The sequence below is a fragment of the Achromobacter sp. SLBN-14 genome (assembly GCF_006715415.1).
Lineage (GTDB): Bacteria > Pseudomonadota > Gammaproteobacteria > Burkholderiales > Burkholderiaceae_B > Achromobacter > Achromobacter mucicolens.
This window is the reverse complement of the sequence record NZ_VFNE01000001.1, coordinates 448,912-469,871: the sequence shown is the minus strand read 5'-3', so window position 1 is coordinate 469,871 and position 20,960 is coordinate 448,912. Positions and strand designations below refer to the sequence as shown.

At 66.7% G+C, this 20,960-nt stretch carries 20 protein-coding genes; 19 read left to right on the top strand and 1 reads right to left on the bottom strand.

Annotation, left to right across the window (positions count from 1 at the left end; translation table 11 throughout):
• Positions 1 to 2: 2 nt before the first annotated feature.
• The 11 genes from FBY20_RS02125 (at position 3) to FBY20_RS02075 (ending at position 13,467) form a co-directional block, all read left to right on the top strand.
• Entirely contained in the window at positions 3 to 1,343 is a 1,341-nt protein-coding gene (locus tag FBY20_RS02125; RefSeq protein WP_056315647.1) for an extracellular solute-binding protein, read from the top strand.
• Between the two features lie 211 nt (positions 1,344 to 1,554).
• Positions 1,555 to 2,397 (top strand): TcpQ domain-containing protein, encoded by an 843-nt coding sequence (locus tag FBY20_RS02120; protein ID WP_142049712.1) that lies wholly within the window; start codon positions 1,555 to 1,557, stop codon positions 2,395 to 2,397.
• Complete coding sequence (locus FBY20_RS02115) at positions 2,394 to 4,019, top strand: hypothetical protein (protein WP_142049708.1); 1,626 nt, start codon at positions 2,394 to 2,396, stop codon at positions 4,017 to 4,019. The genes FBY20_RS02120 and FBY20_RS02115 overlap by 4 nt, the downstream gene beginning before the upstream one ends.
• 2 nt (positions 4,020 to 4,021) lie before the next feature.
• Positions 4,022 to 5,359, top strand: a complete 1,338-nt coding sequence (locus FBY20_RS02110; RefSeq protein ID WP_255452209.1) for a hypothetical protein — start codon at positions 4,022 to 4,024, stop codon at positions 5,357 to 5,359.
• Between the two features lie 34 nt (positions 5,360 to 5,393).
• A complete protein-coding gene (locus FBY20_RS02105) occupies positions 5,394 to 5,837 on the top strand; it encodes a hypothetical protein (protein ID WP_255452208.1) in 444 nt (147 codons plus the stop codon).
• A gap of 5 nt (positions 5,838 to 5,842) precedes the next feature.
• On the top strand, positions 5,843 to 7,609 hold the full coding sequence (locus FBY20_RS02100) for an ATPase, T2SS/T4P/T4SS family (RefSeq protein ID WP_174245461.1): 1,767 nt from the start codon (positions 5,843 to 5,845) through the stop codon (positions 7,607 to 7,609).
• Positions 7,602 to 8,738, top strand: coding sequence for a hypothetical protein (locus FBY20_RS02095; protein WP_056315658.1), 1,137 nt, complete (start codon positions 7,602 to 7,604; stop codon positions 8,736 to 8,738). Before FBY20_RS02100 ends, FBY20_RS02095 begins: the two co-directional genes overlap by 8 nt.
• A 61-nt stretch (positions 8,739 to 8,799) precedes the next feature.
• Positions 8,800 to 9,417 carry a type 4 pilus major pilin gene (locus FBY20_RS02090; protein ID WP_142049702.1) on the top strand — a complete coding sequence of 206 codons (618 nt, stop codon included), beginning with the start codon at positions 8,800 to 8,802 and terminating at the stop codon, positions 9,415 to 9,417.
• Positions 9,414 to 10,493 carry a prepilin gene (locus FBY20_RS02085; protein WP_142049699.1) on the top strand — a complete coding sequence of 360 codons (1,080 nt, stop codon included), beginning with the start codon at positions 9,414 to 9,416 and terminating at the stop codon, positions 10,491 to 10,493. Before FBY20_RS02090 ends, FBY20_RS02085 begins: the two co-directional genes overlap by 4 nt.
• Positions 10,494 to 10,573: 80 nt before the next feature.
• Positions 10,574 to 13,198 carry an alanine--tRNA ligase gene (gene alaS / locus FBY20_RS02080; protein WP_056315663.1) on the top strand — a complete coding sequence of 875 codons (2,625 nt, stop codon included), beginning with the start codon at positions 10,574 to 10,576 and terminating at the stop codon, positions 13,196 to 13,198.
• The gene (locus tag FBY20_RS02075; RefSeq protein ID WP_056315665.1) at positions 13,198 to 13,467 is read left to right on the top strand and encodes a sulfurtransferase TusA family protein; all 270 of its coding nucleotides are present in this window, start codon (positions 13,198 to 13,200) and stop codon (positions 13,465 to 13,467) included. The genes alaS and FBY20_RS02075 overlap by 1 nt, the downstream gene beginning before the upstream one ends.
• Before the next feature lie 70 nt (positions 13,468 to 13,537).
• On the opposite strand, the gene FBY20_RS02070 is transcribed toward FBY20_RS02075, so the two are convergent.
• Positions 13,538 to 14,119, bottom strand: coding sequence for a hypothetical protein (locus FBY20_RS02070; protein ID WP_062842037.1), 582 nt, complete (start codon positions 14,117 to 14,119; stop codon positions 13,538 to 13,540).
• 491 nt (positions 14,120 to 14,610) lie between these two features.
• On the opposite strand from FBY20_RS02070, the gene rpsP reads away from it, so the two are divergent.
• The 8 genes from rpsP to FBY20_RS02030 all read left to right on the top strand — a co-directional run bounded on the left by rpsP (position 14,611) and on the right by FBY20_RS02030 (position 20,901).
• Positions 14,611 to 14,871: a 30S ribosomal protein S16 gene (gene rpsP / locus FBY20_RS02065; RefSeq protein WP_008165084.1), complete on the top strand. Its 261-nt coding sequence runs from the start codon at positions 14,611 to 14,613 to the stop codon at positions 14,869 to 14,871.
• 141 nt (positions 14,872 to 15,012) lie between these two features.
• Positions 15,013 to 15,630, top strand: coding sequence for a ribosome maturation factor RimM (gene rimM / locus FBY20_RS02060; RefSeq protein WP_142049696.1), 618 nt, complete (start codon positions 15,013 to 15,015; stop codon positions 15,628 to 15,630).
• The gene (gene trmD, locus FBY20_RS02055; protein ID WP_142049693.1) at positions 15,630 to 16,466 is read left to right on the top strand and encodes a tRNA (guanosine(37)-N1)-methyltransferase TrmD; all 837 of its coding nucleotides are present in this window, start codon (positions 15,630 to 15,632) and stop codon (positions 16,464 to 16,466) included. Before rimM ends, trmD begins: the two co-directional genes overlap by 1 nt.
• Positions 16,467 to 16,575: 109 nt before the next feature.
• On the top strand, positions 16,576 to 17,247 hold the full coding sequence (locus FBY20_RS02050; RefSeq protein ID WP_142049690.1) for a helix-turn-helix domain-containing protein: 672 nt from the start codon (positions 16,576 to 16,578) through the stop codon (positions 17,245 to 17,247).
• A 96-nt stretch (positions 17,248 to 17,343) separates the two neighbouring features.
• Positions 17,344 to 18,099 carry an ABC transporter substrate-binding protein gene (locus tag FBY20_RS02045; RefSeq protein WP_056315679.1) on the top strand — a complete coding sequence of 252 codons (756 nt, stop codon included), beginning with the start codon at positions 17,344 to 17,346 and terminating at the stop codon, positions 18,097 to 18,099.
• 121 nt (positions 18,100 to 18,220) lie between these two features.
• The gene (locus tag FBY20_RS02040) at positions 18,221 to 18,874 is read left to right on the top strand and encodes an amino acid ABC transporter permease (RefSeq protein ID WP_062842033.1); all 654 of its coding nucleotides are present in this window, start codon (positions 18,221 to 18,223) and stop codon (positions 18,872 to 18,874) included.
• Positions 18,871 to 19,602: an amino acid ABC transporter ATP-binding protein gene (locus tag FBY20_RS02035; protein ID WP_056315684.1), complete on the top strand. Its 732-nt coding sequence runs from the start codon at positions 18,871 to 18,873 to the stop codon at positions 19,600 to 19,602. Before FBY20_RS02040 ends, FBY20_RS02035 begins: the two co-directional genes overlap by 4 nt.
• A 9-nt stretch (positions 19,603 to 19,611) precedes the next feature.
• The gene (locus tag FBY20_RS02030; RefSeq protein ID WP_056315685.1) at positions 19,612 to 20,901 is read left to right on the top strand and encodes an FAD-binding oxidoreductase; all 1,290 of its coding nucleotides are present in this window, start codon (positions 19,612 to 19,614) and stop codon (positions 20,899 to 20,901) included.
• Positions 20,902 to 20,960: the final 59 nt, after the last annotated feature.

Here is a 20,960-nt window from a genome sequence, read left to right as displayed (position 1 = left end):
CTATGAAGAAACTGCAATTGGCGGGCGTTGCCCGCGCGATGTTCGCCAGCCGGCGTGCATGGGTGTTTGGCGCCGCGATGGCGATGGCCGGCGTGGCAAATGCCGCACCCGTCGAGATCCAGGTCTGGCACACCCTGACAGACGCAAACAAGGCCGAGTTCGAAAAGCTCGCCAAGCAATACAACAAGGAACAGGACGACGTCAAAGTGACGCTGCGCGGCTTCGCCTCGCCGTCCGCCCTGGAACAAGAGGCCGTGTCCGCAGTAAAGGCCAAGAAGGGCCCGAACCTGCTGCAACTGTCCGATAACCATTCGCCCGAAATCGTGGCTCAGCACAAGGCGGTGCTGCCGCTGTACGAACTGCTGGCCAAGTATCCGATCAAGGACCTGAACTGGTTCATCCCGGCCACCAGCAATTTCACGCGCGACAGCAAGGGCCGTCTGCTGGCTTTCCCCTGGATGGCCGAAGTGCCCGTGATGTTCTACAACACCGCCGCCTACAAGAAGGCCGGTCTCGATCCCAACAAGCCGGCGCGCACGTGGACCGCGCTGCAGGCTGAACTGCTGAAGCTGCGCGACGTGGCCGACATCGACTGCCCCTACGCGTCCAGCGACCAGGTCGCGGTCCACCTTGAAAACCTGGCGCCCATCAACAACCAGCAGTTCACCAGCAACAACAATGGCCTGGATGCGGTCACCAAGAAGTCCGCTGCCCCCGCCATGCAGTTCGACACGCTGTACATGCGCCACATCTCGCTGATGGTGAGCTGGAAGCGTTCGCTGCTGTTCACTGCCTACTCCGGCGACAACACCAACGACAAGCTGTTCGCCAAGGGCGAATGCGCAGTGCTGACGGCCAATTCGGGCGCGTTTGGCCAGTTCCTGGCCACCAAGTCGCTGAACTTCGGCGTCGCGCCGCTGCCCTACTACGAGCAAGTCACCAAGGAAGGCGGCAAGCCGTTCGTCAGCGGTTCGGCATTGTGGGCGCTGGAAGGCCACCCGCAGGCGCAGGAAAAAGCCACCGCGCAGTTCCTCGCCTGGCTGTCCAAGCCGGTCGTCGCAGCCGAATGGCACCAGCGCACGGGTTACCTGCCGCTGACGGAAGCCGCGTTCCGCGCTTCCGACGTGTCGTTCTACAGCAAGATCCCGGGCGCGCAGGCTGTTGTCGCCTCGATGAGCGCCAAGCCCGTCCAGAACAGCCGCGGCTTCCGCATGGCCAACTACGATCGCATCGAGCCCGTGCTGAACAAGGAGCTCACCGACGCCTTTGACGGCAAGGTGCCGCCCGTTGCCGCACTGAACAACGCTGCCGCGCAGGCCCGCACCATCGCCACGCAGCGCTGATCGCATCCGTGCGGCAAGCAATGCCGCACGCCACGCGCAGCAAGCAAAGCCCGGTCTTCGGACCGGGCTTTTTTTGCGCCTGAATTCGTAGCGCCGTTGGTGGGGATGATTCCATCCCTACGTACATGCCAGTCTGGCGGCGCCTTCCGCGCTCGGCCACCATGCCGCTCATGCGTGTCGCTTCCGATGCGCCCTTTGTTCGCGGTGAGGCATGGTACGAATCTTTTTCCTGGCGGCCGGGCTGTCTTGCCTTGGCGCATGCTCGTGGTCGGGCCCCGGTGCGGCGGGCGGATCTTCCTGGCAGTCCGGCATCCCGTCTTCTCAGGGGTTCCGCTTCGATTGGCAACTGTCCGGCGATCCCGCCGTTGCACCGCTGCAGGTCTTCGACGACGGCCGCGAGACCTGGTTGCAGTTCTTGCCGGGACAACCGTTGCCGGCCATCTTCGCCATGGGCGACGGTGGCGAGCACCCCTTGCCGTACGTACGGCGCGACCCCTACGTCGTGGTCGCTGGCGCATGGAATGGGCTTTCCTTTCGCGGCGGCAGGTTGACCGCGCGGGCGCGGCGCGCGCATGCCGCGGCCAACCCGGCGCGCGAACCGGCATCCGCCTCCCGCCTGGCGCTGTCCACGGCGGCAGGACCCGATCCATCGCAGCGTCCGCCGCAAGATGCCAGCGCGGCCATCACGCTTTCGGCTGACACGCCCGCGCGATCGGACGGCCACGCGCCGGCCGGCCCGCAGGTGGCCCCGCAAGCCACCCCGTTCCGCGCGGCGCCGCCCGACGCCACGCTGCGCGCCGTCCTGGCACGCTGGGCCGACTCGGCCGGCTGGACGTTCCAACCGCAGCATTGGGCGGTGGACGTCGACATTCCGCTGGCTGCCACGGCCGAATTTCCCGGTGACTTCAAGACCGCCGTGCGCGGCCTGCTTGCCGCAACCGAACTGGCGGACCGGCCCCTGCAACCTTGTTTCTACGGCAACCGCGTTCTGCGTGTGGTGCCGCTTGCGCAATCGTGCTCACGCGCGGCCACGCCTAAAGGAGCCGCGGCATGAACCTCAGTCTGTTTGCCTGCACCGCTCGTTTGCGCAAATGCCGGGCTCTCGCGTGCGTGTCGCTCTCGTGTGTCCTCGCCGGATGTTCGGTAACTGAACGGGTCACGGACATGCGGCGCGCGGCCAGCGCCCAGCATGCGGATGCCGCCACGCGACACGCGGCCTATGCCGACGGCTTGACCGATCGTCAGGCGCGCACCGCCGCACAGGAAGTCGCCACGCCCTGGCTTGCGGGCAAGCCGCAACCGCTTGCGCGCGAGGTCGTGCTGCCGCCTGCATTGCGCGAGAACGTAAAAACCACGCTCATGCTGGCTGACGACGCGGACCTGCCCACGCTGGCACAGCGCCTGACCGCCGCTACCGGCATCGCGGTGCGCGTGCGTCCGGACGCGCTGCTTGCCCAAGACCATTTCCTGCCGCGTCTGGCCGTCAGCGGCTCAGTAGCCTTGGCCGCGCCCGCGCGCATTGAAGTGCGCGCGGATCCGCAACCGCTCGCCGATCTGCTCGATGCGCTGGCCGCACGCTTCTCGGTGCACTGGCGTTACGAACACAACGCGCTCGAGTTCTACCGCACCGAAACGCGCGTCTTCGACCTGCGCGCGCTAACGTTGGCCAGCAAGGTCGACGTGCGGCTCGGCCGGTCCGGCAGCGCGGAAGGCGAGGGATTCGAAAGCACATCCAACACCACGCTATCCGCGGGCGAGCACAACGCGCTGGCCATCCTGCGCGCAAACATCCTGCCATTCCTCACGCGATCCGGCGTGATCGCAGAGCCCGTGGAAGGCGCGGCCGCGCTGGTGGTTACCGATACGCCCGACGCGCTGGACCGGGTCGCGCGCTACCTCGAGCGCGAGAACAAGGCGCTGACCCGCCGCGTCCGCCTCCTTTTCGAGGAGATCACCCTCATTGCCAGCTCCGAGGCCGCCGGCGGCCTGGACTGGAACGCGCTGTATGCGGCCGCGGGCGCAACGGCACGACTGGCCATGCCGGGCGTGCCCGTCACCGGCGCGGGCCTGCTTCATGCCGCATCGGCCCAAGGGCGATTCCAAGGCTCGCAGGCCATCGTCTCCGCGCTCAGCACGATGGGGGCGGTCGTGCGGCACAGCAAGATCCCGGTTCTCACCTTGAACCGCCGGCCGGTCTCGCACGCCGTGCGAACCACGTTCTCGTACATCGATCGCGTGCAGAGCACGGCAATGCCCGGCATGACGTCCACCGGCGCAAATGGGTCGCTGCCTGCGGTGTCCATCAGCCAAAAGGAAGAAACCGTCGGTTCATTCCTCACGCTGGTGCCGGACATCCAGGAAGACGGGCAGATCCTGCTTTCTATCGCGTATGACAACGCGGTCGCGCAGCCCCTGAAGACGATCACGTTCGGTGAAAGCGCCAATCAGGTTCAGGTGCAGCAGATCACCATCGATGGCAGTGGCACGGTGCAGCAGATCGAACTGCGCCCAGGGCAACCCATGATCGTGGCCGGCTTTGACCGCAAGCAGGATCAGCATGACCGCCAACGGCTGGCGCCCGGCTTGCCGCTCTTGGCCGGCGGTCTGGACAGCGCGGCCACCGAACGCCATACCACCCTCATCCTGGTGACAGCCCAGGTCGAGGAAGGGTATTGATCGTGAACCGGGCCCCTCAATTTCTGCTGATCGAATGCCCCGGTGCGGATCGCGTGCTGGCGTTTGGCCTGCGCTGGTTTGCGCTCATCGGCTCCAACGTCCCCAAGCTCGCGCGATCCCGGGGGCGCCGCCTGCGCGCCACGCACTACGTCGTGGGCGGATCGCCGGCGATGGTCGCGGGGTATGGGCGGGGGCGGCCGGGCCGGCGGGCGGCGCGGCCCTGGCGCCGCGCGCGGTCACCGGGCGCCACGCCGCCGCAATCGGCCGCGCAGTTGTTCGCCCTGCTGTATCCCGAGGGCGGCCATAGTCTGGTTCGCCTGCCGGATGGACGCCATTGGTTGGTTGCCGCACATGGCGGCGCAGTCCTGTCGCAGACGGACAGGGTGTTCGATTCGCTGGACGATGCACAGTCGGAACAGCGCGCGCTGCTCGCGCAGCGTCCGTCGCTGACGGAACATTCGCCGGATCAGGTGTGGGCGGCATTGACGCAGACGGTGGAGTCTGGCGCCGCGCTGACGGTGCTGCCTTCGCGTTGGGCCGAACTGCCTGCCGCCCTGCGTCTATTTCTTGCCTGCATCGGTCTTGCCGCCATCGCGCCACCGTTGTGGAACGCGAGCGTCGCCCCTTTCGCGCGCAAACCGGCTGCCCCACCAAAGCCCGCCGCGATTCGAGACCCGATGGCCGATGCGTACGAGGCGATGCTGCAAGGCACGACGGTCCATCCCGCCACGGACCTCACGCGCCTGCTCGCCAGCGTGGCGGCGTTGCCTGTGCAGGTGCAGGGCTGGGCGCTGCGCCGCGCCCAATGCGAGGCCGCCGCGCAGCAATGGGACTGCGCGGCCGTATATGCCAGGGCTCACCCGCTCGCCACCAATCACGGGCTGCACGCGCTACTGCCCGCCGGCTGGCAGGTGTCGTTCAAGCCGCTCGAGGAAGCCACGCTGGCCTGGCGCGTGGCGTCGGCGCCCATCCGTGTGGCCGACCTGGCGTTGCCCACGTCGATGCTCGTGGACACGCGGGTGGCAGGGGGGCTGCAAGGGCTGCGTCCCGCATTCGCTTCCGTTGCGCTGTCGCCAGCCGTGCCGCTGATTCCGCGGCTGCCTGCCGCGGCGCGTGCCGTTGCGTCGCCCGGCAGCGCTGACGGATGGGGAACGCCGCTTGTTCGCAGGCGCAGCCTGGTCTTGCATGGGCCATTGCGCTCCATGGCGTTGCTGCCGGGGCCAGTGCCTGCTGCCCGCTGGTCGCGCCTTGTGGTGAATGTGCAGCCGCAACCGCGGCCCAGCCTCGTCGCGAGTGCGCTTGTCGCTGAATTGCAGGGGGATCTTTATGAACAGGAATAAGTTTTGCATCCCGCGCAGACGCGCAGTCGGGCACATGCTGGCCCGCATTGCACTGAGCGCCGCGGCGGTCTCGGCAGGCCAAGCCCGGGCCGTGGATCACGCGCAGACGCCCCAACCCTGGCCAGAGGTCGAGACCGTCCGCACCTTGTTGCGGGCGGATGCCGCGGCCGCATTGGCGGACTGCCGGGTGCCGGGCCTTTGCGGAGTGGGCGAAGGGAAGAGCGCCTCGGCGCCATCCGTTGCACACGGCGCAGACGACATCCGCGTGACGGCGATATTCGGCACGGCGCGCGCCTTGAGCGTGGACATCGTCGTCAACGGGACCTTGCTGCGCTACCGGGCCGGCCGTGCCGATCCCGTGGCAGGCGGCGCACTGGTGGCGCCGTATCGCCTGCTGGCCGTCGACGGCGCCTGCGTGCGCTTGCAGCGCGACGGTCGCGAGCAGTCGGCTTGTCTGGATGCAGGAAGGGGCCATTGATGCCGATGCACACCTTGCCCGCTTCGGCAATGCCTGCTTGCCCGCCCGAACTGCATACGCCTGAAGACATCGCTGGCATGGAGCCGGCCTTCGTGCGCGCGCTGAGCCGCCAGTTCGATCTGGCGGCGCTGGCCGGCCGCCTCTGCCCGGTGTTGCTTGAAGGCGGCCAGGCTGCGATCTTCGCCGTCAAGGAATACACCGTTGGCGACCAGATCGATGAGGTCGAACGGATGGTGAAAGCAGCGGGTTACCGCATGGCGCGGCCCGCGCGCTACGTCGTTCCCGCGCCTCTTCTGCTGATGATCGCGCGAGGCCAGTACACGGCGTCCGGACCGGGGCGCCTGGCAAAGGCCAACCCGGCCGAACGCGCCTCGGCGCTGGCTGCGTTGTTCCTCGACATCATCCGCTGGGGTGTGGTGCAGGGCGCCAGCGACGTGCACATCAACGTGGACCAGCGGCGCGACGGCGGCGACATCCGCTATACCATCCACGGCGAGTATGTCGGCGCCGAGCGGTTCGCGGGTCTTTCCAGCGCCACGCTGCTCGAGGTCCTGGCCGTGGCGTGGATGGACGTGCGCGGCGGCAACGGCGCGGTGTTCGATCCGGCGCTCGAGCAACAGGGGCGCATTTCTCTGACCGTGGACGCCGCGCCCATCGTGTTGCGCTGGGCCTCCCTGGCCGCGGACGCGGGGCCTTCGGTGTGCCTGCGGATCCTGCGGCTGGACGCGACCGTCAACGGCGACCTGCTGGCCTTGGGTTACCTGCCCGCGCAGGCCGAAACGTTGCTGCGGGCGCGCGAACGCGAGGGCGGCGCCATCGTGCTGGCGGGTGTGGTCGGCTCGGGCAAGTCCACCACCATCGCCGCGCTGATGCGAGGCATCTCGCCAACACGCAAGGTCATCACGCTTGAAGATCCCGTGGAATACCACATCGGCAACGCGCTGCAGAACACGTTGAGCGGCGCGCTGGCGGACGCGGCGTGGCCCACGCTGGACGCCAAGCTCAAGACCATCAAGCGCTCGGCCATGAACGACCTATTGATCGGCGAGGTCCGCGATATCCAGACGGGCCGCGCCTTCATGGACCTCGCCAGTTCGGGGGTGAGCCTGTACGCCACCACACACGCCGGGTCGGCCGCAATGATTCCCGAACGCCTGGCCTCCGACGCCATCGGTGTGTCCCGAGAGTTTCTGGCTTCGCCCGGCATCCTGAAACTGCTCATCTACCAGACCCTGCTGCCACGCCTGTGCCCCGGTTGCGCGCTACCGGTGGACAGCCTGTGGTCGGGCGTCCCGGCTCGGCAGGCGCAAGGTTGGGACTGGCGCGGCTGGGTGCGCGCGATGCAAGACACCTACGACCTGGACGCGGCGTCGCTCAAGGTCAGGAACGAGGCGGGCTGCCCCGCGTGCCGGCGCGACCACATGCCGGAACTGAACGGCACGGCGGGACGCAGTGTCGCGGCCGAAATGATCGAGCCGGATCGCGTGCAGGGCTTTCTTGAGCAAGTGCGGCGGCGCGACAACCACGGCTTGAAGCAGCAGTTCCAGCCCGCAATAGGCGGCGCCTGGCGCGATGCCGCCTTGCGCGGCGCGCGGGCGCTGGATTGCGCCTTGTACCGGACGAGCCTCGGAGAAATCGATCCGCGCACGCTGTTGCGCCGCTTCGAACTGCCCGTCTTGCCGACGCTGGGTTCGGTGTCGGCCGTTTCAGTGCTGGCCGCAGCGCCTGCGCCGACCCGCGCGGCCGTGTCCAAGGGAGTCCGTCATGGCTGACGTCATAGCGCGCGCATCGCGCTGGTCTGCGTCGTCGGCCGGCCAGCACCGGCTGCGGCTGGATGCGCTGCGATTTCGCGCGCAGCGTGCGGACTATTACGAATACCTGGCCGATGTCGTCGAAGGCACGCAAGGGCGCAAGAGCCTGCGCGACATCTTCGAGGACGACGCCAGCCGCTACGGACCCGACACCGTGCGCGGGCGCCTCTGCCAGCATTGGGCCGCCGCTTATCTGGGCGCAGGCGGCGACCTGGGCGTTGCGTGGTCTGACACGCTGCCGCACGGCGAATGCCTGTTGCTCAGTTGCGTGCAGGAGGAAGGCGGCGATCTGGCCGCTGCACTGCGCGATCTGGCGCGCGCCGTCAGGTTGGCGTCCGAGGCCTGGTCGGCATTGCTGTCGGCGGCGGCCACGGGCGTGATCGCCGCCATCGTCGCTTTCGCATTGCTGTGCGCCATTCCGTTTTTCAGCGTGCCTAGGCTGCAGCAGGTTTTCCAGGCCGTGCCCGCCGAAGACTACGCGCCGCTCACGCGTGGCCTGTTCGCGCTGGCCGGCGGCTTGAAGCAATGGCTTGCGCTGTGGGTTGTCCTGATATTCGGCGCGGTCATGCTGGCGCTCTGGTCGCTCGCCAACTTCACGGGCGATATCCGCGCCGTGCTCGACCGCTGGCTGCTCTGGCGGTTGTATCGCGATTTTCAGGCGATCCGCTTTCTATCGCTGCTGGCCGTGCTCATCAGACAGCACGGCGCAGCCGACACGCGTTTGCGACACGCGCTGTCCGTGCAGGCGCGCGACGCCTCGCCGTGGCTGCTGGCGCACCTGCAGGCCATGCTGAGCCGGATCGACGGCGGCGCCAGCGGCGCGGAAATCTTCGGCACTGGTCTGCTGGATGCCCAGACCTGGTGGTACATGGCGGACCTGATGGATGCGCTGGGCGTCGAGCCGGGTCTGGCCCGCGTGCGCCAGCGCGTGGAGGTCCGCCTGCTGGCCCGAGTGCGGCGGCAGGCGATGGTGCTGCGCTGGTCATTGCTGATTGCCTCGTTGTCCACGGTGCTGGGCATCACGCTGTGGCACTACGCGGTGATCGACGAGCTGCGCCTGGCGTTGACCAATTTTTATGCCAGCCAGTAGTGGATCGCCGGTTGGCGGCAACTGCGCGGCTCGCCGCGCGCTTTTATCAAAGAGGATCTTCATGAAAAGAGTCAGAGTTTTCCGATGCGCCCGGTGGAAGCAGCAGGGGTTTTCGTTGATGGAGGTGTCCATCGTCACGGCGATCGTCCTGCTCATCGCGATCGTCGGCATCCCGGCCATTGGCGGCTACGTCATAGAAAACAAGGTGCCGAAGGTAGGCGAAGAACTGCAGCGCTTCGTCGCCAGCATGAAAATCAACGCCCAGGGCGGCGGCGTGACGCCTTACACCGGCCTGGATACCGGTGCGTTGGCCAACTCGCTGCGCGACTCCACCGTGCTGTCGGTGCAGGGAACGGGCGCGGCGGCCAGCGTGGCCCACGGCCTGGGAGGCAGCGGCACCAGCGGCAGCGGCGTGGTCCAGGTTGAACCGGCCTCCGTTGACGGGGCGGGCATGGGGTCCGCGTTCACCCTGACGCTCACCAACGTCAGCCATGCCGCCTGCCCGGCGCTGGCGTCCGTCTTGCAGCGGGTCTCCGAAATCATTTCCATCAGCGGCAGCAGCGGCGCCAAGGTCGTCAAGGACTCGATCGCCACTCCCGCCACGCCGTACCGCGCCGCACAGGCGCAGGCGCAATGCAGCCAGGGCGACGTGAACACTTTCGTTTTCACTGCAAGATGAGCGCGCCTCGCTGCGCCCCAGGCGTGCCGGCATGGCGCCGGCGGCCGCCCGCCGTCCGGCGGCGGCAGGGGGGCTTTTCGCTCATCGGCATGGCGCTGGCGCTGGCCATCACCACCGCCGTGGCCATCTGGGCCTCCAACGAAGTCGTTCACCGCATCGAAGCGTCCGCGGCCCGGTCCACGGGCGTCTGGATGACGCAAATCCGCCTGGCAGTGACGCAGATGCTGTCGCGGCATGCCGAGGCCCTGTCCGAAGGCAAGCCGCCTCTGGATGGCGAAGGCCAGCCGCTGTTCGCGCAGGCCCTGCGACCCAGCCTGGCGGAATTGAGCGCCCAGGGGCTGTTGCCCGCCGACTTTCCCAATCAGTCGGCGCTGGGTTTCGGCGCGGACATCCACATCGCTCGCAGCCAGACCTGCCCGGGCGATCCCTGCCGGTTGGACGGCATCGTCTACGCCGACAGGCCCCTGCTGAAAAAAGGGTCGCAAGTGCCGGACGAAGTCGCCATGGCATCCGTCGTTGCATCCACGGACGGCTACGGCGGGGCGGTGTGGCCGCAGGCGCCAGCCCAACTGCGCGGCGCCGCGTATGGGTTTCCCAATCCCCTGGCCGCCGGCGCGCCCACGCATGCGCCGGGCACGCTTGCCCTGTGGGCGGGCGCTGGCGCCGGGCTGCCCGACCTGAGCGGCTACGTGAAAATGCGCGACACGCGCGATCCGGACCTGCAGGGCGGGCTGACAGTCGCTGGCAGCGTGGAGACGGGCGGATACGTCAACGTGGGCGCCCGGGAAGTCCCGGGCCACGCCTGCGGGGCGCAGCCCGGCGCCCTTGCCAAATCCGCCGCCGGGCAGCTGCTTTCCTGCGAATCGGGGGTCTGGATGCAGGCCAGCGGCGGGTTTGGGGGCGCCTTCAGCGTGAATTACCCGCTAGGCTGCTTCCACTACACGGGCATCTCCACGGCCAACCCCCGCACGGGCCAATGCGCATGCCCGACGGGCTATGAGAGCGTCGTCGTGTCCTCGGGCGGCGTCTGGAAGGGAACCGAAGGCTGGACCATCGGTTACGTCTGTGTCCGGTAACCGCCGTCCAGCCCATTCCCCGCGTATTCCTGCCAACCCTCTATAATTGGCGATTCGCCCTAAATTCTGCTTCATCCACGATGAAATCCTCCGAGATTCGCCAGCAGTTCCTGCAATTCTTCAAGTCCAAGGGACACACCATTGTTCCCTCGTCGTCGCTCGTCCCGGGCAACGATCCGACCCTGCTCTTCACCAATTCGGGCATGGTCCAGTTCAAGGACGTCTTCACGGGCAAGGAATCGCGGTCGTACACGCGAGCCACCTCGTCGCAGCGCAGCGTGCGCGCCGGGGGCAAGCACAACGACCTGGAGAACGTGGGCTACACCGCCCGCCACCATACGTTCTTCGAAATGCTGGGCAATTTCAGCTTTGGCGACTACTTCAAGCGCGACGCCATCCAGTACGCCTGGGAGCTCTTGACGCAGGTCTACAAGCTGCCGGCGGAAAAGCTCTGGGTCACCGTCTACCAGGAAGACGACGAGGCCTACGACATCTGGGCCAAGGAAGTGGGCGTGCCGACCGAGCGCATCATCCGCATCGGCGACAACAAGGGCGCGCGCTATGCGTCCGACAACTTCTGGCAGATGGCGGACACCGGCCCCTGCGGTCCTTGCTCCGAAATCTTCTTTGACCACGGTCCCGAGATCTGGGGCGGCCCTCCGGGATCCCCCGAAGAAGACGGCGATCGCTACATCGAAATCTGGAACCTGGTGTTCATGCAGTTCGAACGCGACGCCGCCGGCAACATGCCGCGCCTGCCGCGTCCCTGTGTCGACACCGGCATGGGCCTGGAACGCATCGCCGCCGTGTTGCAGGGCGTGCATTCCAACTACGAAATCGATCTCTTCCAGCACCTGATCGCCGCCGCCGCGCGCGAAACCGGCATCAAGGATCTGGAAGACAACTCGCTCAAGGTCATCGCCGACCACATCCGCGCCTGCTCGTTCCTCATCGTCGACGGCGTGATTCCCAGCAACGAAGGCCGCGGCTACGTGCTGCGCCGCATCGTGCGCCGCGCGCTGCGTCACGGCTACAAGCTGGGCCAGACCAAGCCGTTCTTCCATCGCCTGGTGCCGGATCTCGTTGCCGAAATGGGCGAGGCCTATCCGGAACTGGCAGCCGCCGCCGAGCGTGTGGCCCAGGTCCTCAAGCAGGAAGAAGAGCGCTTCGGCGAAACCCTCGAACACGGCATGCGCATCCTCGACACCGCCCTGGCCAATGTGCCCAAGGGCGGCGTGCTGGACGGCACCACGCTGTTCACGCTGTACGACACCTATGGCTTCCCCGTCGACCTCACGGCCGACATCTGCCGCGAACGTGAAGTCGAAGTCGACATGGCCGGCTTCGAGGTCGCCATGGAGCGTCAGCGCGACCAGGCCCGCGCCGCCGGCAAGTTCAAGATGGCCGAAGGCCTCAGCTACGAAGGCGCCGAAACGCGTTTCGAAGGCTACGAAAAGCTTGAGCTGGACAACGTCAAGGTCACGGCCTTGTACGTGGATGGCACCCAAGTCCAGGAAGTGAAGGCCGGCCAGAGCGCCGTCGTCGTGCTGGACGCCACCCCGTTCTATGCGGAGTCGGGCGGCCAGGTGGGCGACACCGGCCTCCTGGAAGCCGACGGCGTGCGCTTTGCCGTTGCCGATACCCTCAAGATCCAGTCCGGTGTGTTCGGCCATCACGGCACGCTGGAATCCGGCTCGCTGGCCGTCGGTGACACGCTGCTGGCTCGGGTGGACGCCATCCGCCGCGCCCGCACGGTGCGTAACCACTCGGCCACCCACCTCATGCACAAGGCCTTGCGCCAGGTGCTGGGCGCGCACGTGCAGCAGCGCGGCTCGCTGGTGGATCCCGACAAGACCCGTTTCGACTTCGCGCAGGATGCGCCGCTGACGGCCGAGCAGATTGCCCGCGTCGAAGCCATCGTCAATGCCGAAGTCCTGGCCAACCAGCCCACGGTCGCGCAGGTCATGGGCTATGACGATGCGGTCAAGGGCGGCGCCATGGCGCTGTTCGGCGAAAAGTACGGCGACACCGTGCGTGTGCTCGACATCGGCTTTTCGCGTGAACTCTGCGGCGGCACGCACGTCAGCCGCACCGGCGACATCGGTCTCTTCAAGATCGTTTCCGAAGGCGGCGTGGCCGCCGGCGTGCGCCGCATTGAAGCCATCACCGGCGACAACGCGCTGGCCTGGGTGCAGAACCAGAACGCCTTGCTGACCCAGGTCGCCGGCATGCTGCGCAGCACGCCCGCCGACCTGCCGGCGCGCATTGCGCAGGTGCAGGACCAGGTCAAGGCGCTCGAAAAGGAACTTGAGCAGTCGCGCAACAAGCTTGCGGCCAGCGCCGGCAACGACCTGGCCTCCAGCGCCGCCGTCGACGTCAAGGGCATCAAGGTGTTGGCGGCCAGCATTGGCGACGTCGATCCCAAGGCGCTGCGCGGCATGGTCGACAACCTGAAGGATCGTCTGAAGCCGGCCGTCGTGCTGCTGGCCACTGGCTCGGCCGACGGCAAGATCAGCGTGGTGGGCGGTGTCACGGCCGACCTGACCGACCGCATCAAGGCGGGCGACCTGGTGGGCTTCGTGGCCGGCCAGGTGGGCGGCAAGGGTGGTGGCCGTCCCGATATGGCCATGGGCGGCGGCACGGATATCGCCGCGCTGCCCGCGGCGATCGCCGGTGTGCAGAAGTGGGTGGACGAGCGCCTCTGATGAGCGACGTCGATTCCCGTCTCGATGCCGGCGCCGAGGCGCCGGTGTTCGACCAAGAAGTCGATGCAAGCGGCCTGACCTGTCCGTTGCCCATCCTGCGCGCCAAGAAGGCGCTTGCGCAGATGGAAAGCGGGCAGGTGGTGCGCGTGATCACCACCGACCGCAACGCCATCCGCGATTTTCAGGCATTTTCTCGTCAGACGGGCAATGCGCTGGTCGCGCAGCAGGAAGCCGACGGGCGGTGCGTGCATTTCCTGCGCCGGCGCTGACCCGCACCACATCGCGCTATCAACAAAGGCCCGCTCCCGCAGCGGGCCTTGTTCATCCTGGCGGCGTCGGCTAGCGGTGGATGGCCGCTGCGACCGCCTGGGTGATCGTGAAGTCCACCAGGTCACCTTCCTTCAGTTGCTGGAGTTTCTCGCGCAGCGCCGGGTCCCTGACCTGGATGGTGCGGCGGCCGCCCTGGGGGCCTTTCAAGATGACCAGATTCGCGCTTCGATTGATGTGCCAGATCTCGGCCGTGATCGTGGTCTGACGGCCGATGGCGCCGCCTGGCATCGCGCCCTTGGCGGTACGGGCCGCCGCGGTCTCGGTCACGACTTCCGGCGCGCCGGAGCCCGCGGGGCGCACATCCACCGCGATCGACTCGTAGTAGTCCAGCGTCAGGGTGTCGCCCGGCTTGATCTGCTTGAAATTGCGGATATCCGGTCCGGCAACGATCTCCACGGTGTTGCCATCGGCGCCGCGCAAGGTGAGGGTCCGGCTTGCCTGGTCCACGGCGGTCACCTGGCCCGATGCCGTCGTCAGCGCCGCACCCATCACCCGTGCGGACGCGCCCGTTGGCAGCGCAAGGGATCCCGCCAGCAATCCAGCCACAGCCAGGCGCGCGACGGGGGCGAAGACGGATTTTTGGTTCTTCATGATGTGCACACTCCAGTTCAAGGACGACAGTGGGGGAAAGCGCAGTCAGGCGCAGGCGCAGCCGCCCCGATCGGGGTGGCCGGGCGCTGAGGGGGCAGGAAGGCAGGGGAAGGCTGTCGTTGCGGGGAGGCCGGCAAGGGCAGGGCGTAGAGTTTTGCGCGGGTCGACATGAATCCGATCTCTCCAATCAGATTGCTCTTCAGACGCACCAACTGCTCAAACGCATGACAACGAGACAGGCTGCAGGCACGGGCCGGGGGCGGCATGACGGGTGGACAGAGCCCTCCGGCGCAACGCCGGACGCAACCACCGCGCGGCGCGCCTGCAGATAGAGCCGCAGCAGGGCTGGGCTCGAGCTTGTAGAATACCCGGATGTGGTGTTTTAGGATACAAATCGCGCCACATCACAGATTTCGGCACTCGCATTTGCCAGCAGGCTCCTTTCAGTGCTAGAATTTCCCGTTTTTCACAACTAATTCAAGGGATTACCTATGGTGGTGATTCGCCTGGCCCGCGGTGGGTCCAAGAAGCGTCCGTTCTACAACCTGGTGGCCACCGATTCGCGTAACCGTCGCGACGGCCGCTTTATCGAACGCGTGGGTTTTTACAACCCCGTGGCTAGCGAAGGCACGGAAAACCTGCGCATTGCGCTGGATCGCGTGCAGTACTGGACCGGCACCGGCGCGCAACTGTCGCCCGCCGTCGAGCGTCTGGTCAAGGAATACTCGGCCAAGGTTTCCGCCGCGGCCTAATTGCCCGCGTCGCACATCCTTAGCTGAAATTCTTTAGCTGAATTCTGAGCGGCTAGTTTTTCCACGCTGAAAGCCCTCGCGCTTGCAAGCTGACATTCCTAGCTGCTTCATCGCTATCCAAGCCGATAAAGAGCACGATAAATGCCTGATGCCGCAACCTCCAACGCGGCGCCTACGGATTTGGTCGAGCTGGGCCGCATCACTGCAGCCTACGGTGTGAAAGGCTGGGTTAAAGTGCAGCCGCATTCGGCCAACGCCGAAGTGCTGCTCTCAGCGTCTCAATGGTGGTTGACTCGCCCTGTGCCTGAATTGGCGCGGGGCGCTGTCGCGTCTGCGCCTGTCGCATTCAAGATCTTGCAAGCCCGTTCGCAGGGAGCCACCGTCGTGGCGCAACTGCAGGGCATCACAGATCGCGATCAGGCCGAAGCGCTGCGCGGACATTCCGTGCAAGCGCCGCGCGGTTCGTTCCCCGCGCCCGAGGAAGACGAATACTACTGGGTCGATCTCATTGGTTGCGCGCTGTACTCCAGCGCCAGCGGCGAACCCACGCGAATCGGCGTGGTAAGCGAGGTCCTCGACAACGGCGCGCATGCCGTGTTGAAGGTCCTGCTGCAGAAGGGCGAGGGCGAGAATCCCGAACCCCTCCTGAACGCCAAGGGCCGGCCCGCCGAAATGCTTGTTCCGTTCGTACGCGCGCACATCCATGCCGTCGATCTGGCCGCGCGCCGTATCGACAGCGACTGGCCCGCGGATTTTTGATGCGTATCGACGTCGTTACGCTATTTCCCGAAATGTTCGGGGTGGTGCGCGACCTCGGGGTCACCGGCCGGGCCCATGCCCAGGGCCGGTGGCAGCTGCATGCCTGGAATCCGCGCGATTTCACGCATGACGTCCATCGCACCGTCGACGACCGCCCCTACGGCGGCGGTCCCGGCATGGTCATGATGGCGGGGCCTCTGGAAGCCGCCGTCAACGCCGCCCAGCAGGCGCGCGCCGGACAGGGGCTTGGTCCCGCCCCGGTGGCGTTGCTGGCCCCGGTGGGCCGGCGCTATGACCAGGCTGGCGCCGAGGCATTGGCCGCCAGCGATGGCCTCATTCTCATTTGCGGACGCTACGAAGGCGTGGACCAGCGCTTCATCGATCGCTGCGTCACGCAAGAGATTTCGCTTGGCGACTTCGTCTTGTCTGGCGGCGAGATCGCGGCGCTCGCCGTGATCGATGCCGCGGTGCGCCTTTTGCCCGGCGTGCTCAACGATGGGGATTCCGCGCTGCAGGACTCCTTCAATGACACGTTGTCCGGCCTGTTGGACAGCCCGCATTACACACGTCCCGAAGTGTACGAAGGCGAAACGGTGCCGGCGGCCCTGTTGAGCGGTCATCACGCCAATATCGCGCGCTGGCGGCGCGAGCGTTCATTGGCATTGACCGCGGCGCGCCGGCCTGAACTCATCGCGTCCGCGCGCGAGAAAGGCTGGCTCAGCAAGCTTGACGAGCGATATCTGGCCGAGCTGGCCGGAACGCCGCTGCCCGCCGAGCCGGGATCATCCCGGCGTCGCCGGCCGCGCAAGCCGTCCGATCCCTCGGACGCCGCCTGACGGTCATCGCGGCCCATCTGCAACGCCCACAACGCTAGGGAAGGTCCTAGATTGTGGGCGTTTTCGCTGCTCCTTAGTATTGAAAATTACACGCACATGAAATTTTCATATGAGCCGCTCAGCCGCCGTTCGTCGTGCCAGTGCAGCACCGTCGTCACCCGCCCGGGCGGACAGGCCGGAGTCGGCCGTCGACCTGTGGCTGGGCCAGCAACTGCGTCAGCTGCGCAAGCAGCAGGGACGGTCGCTCGCTGACGTCGCCCAGGCTTGCGGCATGTCGCTGGGCCTGCTGAGCCAGATCGAAAGAGGGCTGAGCTCGGCCTCCGTCAAAGTCCTTCATCTCCTGGCGCGCGAGTTTCGCGTGTCGGTCAATGCCCTGCTGCGCAACGCCGAGCACACGGGCGGCGAGGAAGATGGGCGCGTGGCCCGCGCGGGCACGCATCGCTACATCGACCTCAAGGAAAAGGGCATCTGCAAAGAGATGTACACGCCCGCCGCCTGCCGCAGCATGGATCTGTGCCGCGCCTCCATCGCGCCCGGTGGCTCCACCGGCAGCGAGCTCTTCGTGACCGGGCAGGGCGAGCAGATTGGCGTGGTGCTCAAGGGCGTGCTGGAGTTGTGGGTCGGCGACCGCGTCCTGCGCCTGCAGGAGGGCGACAGCTTCTGCTATGACAGCAGCACGCCGCGCCGCTGGTGCAATCCGGGGTCCCAGACGACCGAGGTCATCTGGGCCATCTCCAACATCACTCAAGCCGCGGAGGACGACACGTCACAAGCGCCCTGAGCGCGCAGCACCCATGCGGCGGCACGCGAGGGGAGCGGGCCGCCACCGGGCGCGCCAGGCGCGGCCCGGCCTTCTTTGCCACGATGAGGATATGTCATGAAATTCAAGACCCTGGTTGTCTCTGTATTCGCAGCATTGTCCATGGCGGCGGGCGCCCAAGCCCAGACGGTATTGAAGGTGGGATCCACGCCCACCGGCAGCCCGTTCACGTTTCTCGATACCAAGACGAACAGCATCGAGGGCGTGATGGTCGACATTGTGAAAGCGGTCGGCAAGGAGGCCGGATTCTCGGTGCAGATCGAGCCGATGGCGTTTTCCGCGCTGATCGGCTCGCTGACGTCCAAGCGCATCGACATCGTGTCGGCGGCAATGTTCATCACGCCTCAGCGCCAGCAGGTGGTGAGCTTCTCGGAGCCCGTCTATCGCTATGGCGAAGGCCTGATGGTGCTCAAGAGCGACAACAAGGAGTACAAGTCGTTCGCCGACATGAAGGGCATGACGGTCGGTGTGCAGGTGGGCACTGCCTTCGTCGAGCCCATCCAGAAGAGCGGCGTCTTCAAGGAGGTGAAGCTCTACGACAATCCGCCCGACATGATGCGCGACGCAAACGCCGGCCGGATCCAGGGCGGCTTCATGGACTACCCCATTGCCGCGTATGTGCTGTCGCAAGGCAACTACCCCAATCTGAAGATGGCGCAGTCCTATCAGCCCACGATCATGGGCAGCCTGGGGCTGGCCACGCGCAAGGAAGACACCGAGCTGCTTGATCGCATCAACAAGGCGCTGGCCAAGCTGAAGGCCGACGGCGCCATCGACGCCATCCTGAAGAAGTGGGGCCTGGGCGGCGCGTAAGGCCGGCCGGACTTTCGTCGCGCAAACATTCGTTAAAAATCCCGCCGGCGCGATCAAACCCGCCGGCGGACGCCGCGCATCCGGAGCGCGACGCGGGCAGTCTTCTGGGGGTGGTGGACGCATGATGCAATTCATGAAGGACGCGGCAGAGTTCATGCCGATACTGCTGGAGGGCGCCAAGCTCACGATCCTGGTCACGCTGGGCTCGCTGGCGCTGTCGACGGTGCTGGGGCTGGTCTGGGCGTTGATGCGGGTGTCGGGCAACAAATACCTGTCGGGCTTTAGCGCCGGCCTGGTCAATCTGCTGCGCGGCATTCCCATCATCGTGCTGCTCTTCTACATCTACTTCGTGATGCCGGACATGGGCGTGTCGCTGAGCGCGGTGCAGGCAGCGATCATCGGCCTGGGCGTCGCGTATTCGGCCTACCAGGCCGAGAATTTCCGTGCCGGCATCCAGGCGATCGATCGCGGCCAGATCGAGGCGGCCATGGCCATGGGCATGGGCTGGGGGCTGACGATGCGCCGCGTCGTGCTGCCGCAGGCCGTGAAGATCGTCCTGCCGCCTTACGGCAACATCATGATCATGATGCTCAAGGACTCGTCGCAGGCATCCACCATCACCGTTGCCGAACTGGCGTTGCAAGGAAAGCTCATCGCCGTGTCGACGTTCAAGAACGCCACGGTGTTCACGCTGGTCGCGCTGATGTACCTGGTGATGTGCGTGCCGCTCATCCTGCTGGTGCGGCATCTGGAAAAACGGAGCGCAACCAAATGATCAGCCTGCAAGGCGTGAGGAAAAGCTTTGGGCCGCTTGAAGTCCTCAAGGGCATCGACGCCGAGGTCGAGCAGGGCGAGGTCGTGTGTGTCGTGGGGCCATCCGGCTCGGGCAAGTCGACCATCCTGCGGTGCATCAACGGACTGGAACGCTACAACGCCGGCCGTATCACGGTCGACGGCGAGCTGGTCGATTGCGATTCGCCTTCCATCGTGTCGATCCGCACGCAGGTCGCGATGGTGTTCCAGCGCTTCAACCTGTTTCCGCATCGCACAGCGCTGGAAAACGTCATCGAGGGCCCGATCTTCGTCAAGAAAGAGCCGCGCGCCCAGGCGGTGGAGCGCGGCCGCGAGCTGCTGGCCAGCGTCGGCCTGGCGGACAAGGAAAACGCGCATCCGAACCAGTTGTCGGGCGGTCAGCAGCAACGCGTGGCGATTGCGCGCGCGCTGGCAATGAGACCGAAGGCGATCCTGTTTGACGAGCCCACCTCGGCGCTCGATCCCGAATTGGTTGGCGACGTGCTGGGCGTCATGCGCAAGCTGGCCGAGGCCGGCATGACGATGGTCGTCGTGACGCACGAAATGAGCTTTGCGCGCGAGGTCGCCGACCGTGTCATGTTCTTTGACGGCGGCGTCATGGTGGAGCAGGGCGCCGCCCGCGAAGTGCTGAATCATCCGCAGCATCCGCGCACGCAGGACTTCCTGCGGCGTGTGTTGCACCCCATGTAAGGACGTCTCATGCAGCCAGCGCCGTTTCCGCTTTCCCCGTCACTATGGGCGGCCACCGCAGCGCCGCCGCCGCCCACCGGGCCGCTTGACGCGTCCACGCAGGCCGACGTCGCCGTGATCGGCGGCGGCTACGCCGGCCTGTCCACTGCGTTGCACCTGGCCGAGCGTGGCGTCAAGGTCGTGCTTTTGGAGGCGCGCGAGATCGGCTTTGGCGGCTCGGGCCGCAATGGCGGGCAGGTCATTCCGGGCTTGAAATACGACCCTGACGATCTGGTTGCGATGTTCGGCCCCGAGCGCGGCGAGCGGTTGACACGGTTCGCCGGCGGGACGGCGGACGCGGTCTTCGACCTGATCGAGCGCCACGCGATGGACGTGCCGCGCGTGCGCAAGGGGTGGATCCAGGGCGCGCACACGCCCGACGCGCTGCGTGTCGCGCAAGGCCGCGCGGCGCAATGGGCGCGGCTGGGCGTGGACGCGCAACCGCTGGATCGGGCGCAGGTCGCCCGGCTTATCGGCACGGACAAGTATCTGGGCGGATGGGTGGACCGGCGGGCGGGCGCGGTGCAGCCGCTGAGCTATGCGCGCGGCCTGGCGCGCGCCGCGCTGAACGCGGGCGCGACCCTGCACACCGATACGCCCGTCACGGGCCTGGCGCGCGACGGCGGCAAGTGGACGGTGTCCACGGCGCGCGGGCCGTCGGTCAGCGCCGATCGCGTGGTGATGTGCACCAATGCCTATGGCGGCGGCCTGTGGCCCGGCCTCAAGCCGTCCATCATCGACGCCAACACGTTTCAGGTGGCGACCGTGCCGCTGCCCGACCGCATCCGTGCCGGGATATTTCCCGAGGGACACGTCACGTCCGACACGCGCAACCTGCTGCTGTACTTTCGTCTGGATCATCAGGGCCGCTTGCTGATGGGCGGCCGGGGCCCGTTTCGCGAGCCCAAGGGCGAGGCGGATTGGGCGCATCTGGAGCGCGTGATGGTCAAGATGTTCCCGCAGGTGGCCGGCACGCCGTTCGAGTTCCGCTGGTGCGGCAGGGTGGCCGTCACGCGCGACTATCTGCCGCATCTGCATGAACCGCAGCCCGGGCTGCTGGTGGACATCGGCTGCCAGGGCCGCGGCGTCGGCTTGCAGACCTGCATGGGGGCCGCAATGGCGCAGTACGTGGTCACGGGCGATGCCAATGCGCTGCCCGTGCCGCTGTCGGCCATCAAGCCATTTCCGCTTTATCCGCTGCGCCGCCTGTACGTCAATGCGGTGGTCAGCTGGTACCGGATGACGGACGGCGGGGTCTGAATCCCGGCTGTCCCCAAACAAAAAAACCCCGGAACAGTGTCCGGGGTTTCTGGGGCGGC

Bases quoted from the DNA above. Each gene is read 5' to 3' on its own strand.
- FBY20_RS02125 (WP_056315647.1), top strand. From the start codon at position 3: ATGAAGAAACTGCAATTGGCGGGCGTTGCCCGCGCGATGTTCGCCAGC.
- FBY20_RS02105 (WP_255452208.1), top strand. From the start codon at position 5,394: ATGCTGGCCCGCATTGCACTGAGCGCCGCGGCGGTCTCGGCAGGCCAA.
- FBY20_RS02120 (WP_142049712.1), top strand. From the start codon at position 1,555: ATGGTACGAATCTTTTTCCTGGCGGCCGGGCTGTCTTGCCTTGGCGCA.
- FBY20_RS02045 (WP_056315679.1), top strand. From the start codon at position 17,344: ATGAAATTCAAGACCCTGGTTGTCTCTGTATTCGCAGCATTGTCCATG.
- FBY20_RS02040 (WP_062842033.1), top strand. From the start codon at position 18,221: ATGATGCAATTCATGAAGGACGCGGCAGAGTTCATGCCGATACTGCTG.
- trmD (WP_142049693.1), top strand. From the start codon at position 15,630: ATGCGTATCGACGTCGTTACGCTATTTCCCGAAATGTTCGGGGTGGTG.
- FBY20_RS02070 (WP_062842037.1), bottom strand. From the start codon at position 14,119: ATGAAGAACCAAAAATCCGTCTTCGCCCCCGTCGCGCGCCTGGCTGTG.
- FBY20_RS02115 (WP_142049708.1), top strand. From the start codon at position 2,394: ATGAACCTCAGTCTGTTTGCCTGCACCGCTCGTTTGCGCAAATGCCGG.
- FBY20_RS02035 (WP_056315684.1), top strand. From the start codon at position 18,871: ATGATCAGCCTGCAAGGCGTGAGGAAAAGCTTTGGGCCGCTTGAAGTC.
- FBY20_RS02075 (WP_056315665.1), top strand. From the start codon at position 13,198: ATGAGCGACGTCGATTCCCGTCTCGATGCCGGCGCCGAGGCGCCGGTG.
- FBY20_RS02030 (WP_056315685.1), top strand. From the start codon at position 19,612: ATGCAGCCAGCGCCGTTTCCGCTTTCCCCGTCACTATGGGCGGCCACC.
- FBY20_RS02085 (WP_142049699.1), top strand. From the start codon at position 9,414: ATGAGCGCGCCTCGCTGCGCCCCAGGCGTGCCGGCATGGCGCCGGCGG.
- rpsP (WP_008165084.1), top strand. From the start codon at position 14,611: ATGGTGGTGATTCGCCTGGCCCGCGGTGGGTCCAAGAAGCGTCCGTTC.
- FBY20_RS02100 (WP_174245461.1), top strand. From the start codon at position 5,843: ATGCACACCTTGCCCGCTTCGGCAATGCCTGCTTGCCCGCCCGAACTG.
- rimM (WP_142049696.1), top strand. From the start codon at position 15,013: ATGCCTGATGCCGCAACCTCCAACGCGGCGCCTACGGATTTGGTCGAG.
- alaS (WP_056315663.1), top strand. From the start codon at position 10,574: ATGAAATCCTCCGAGATTCGCCAGCAGTTCCTGCAATTCTTCAAGTCC.
- FBY20_RS02095 (WP_056315658.1), top strand. From the start codon at position 7,602: ATGGCTGACGTCATAGCGCGCGCATCGCGCTGGTCTGCGTCGTCGGCC.
- FBY20_RS02090 (WP_142049702.1), top strand. From the start codon at position 8,800: ATGAAAAGAGTCAGAGTTTTCCGATGCGCCCGGTGGAAGCAGCAGGGG.
- FBY20_RS02050 (WP_142049690.1), top strand. From the start codon at position 16,576: ATGAGCCGCTCAGCCGCCGTTCGTCGTGCCAGTGCAGCACCGTCGTCA.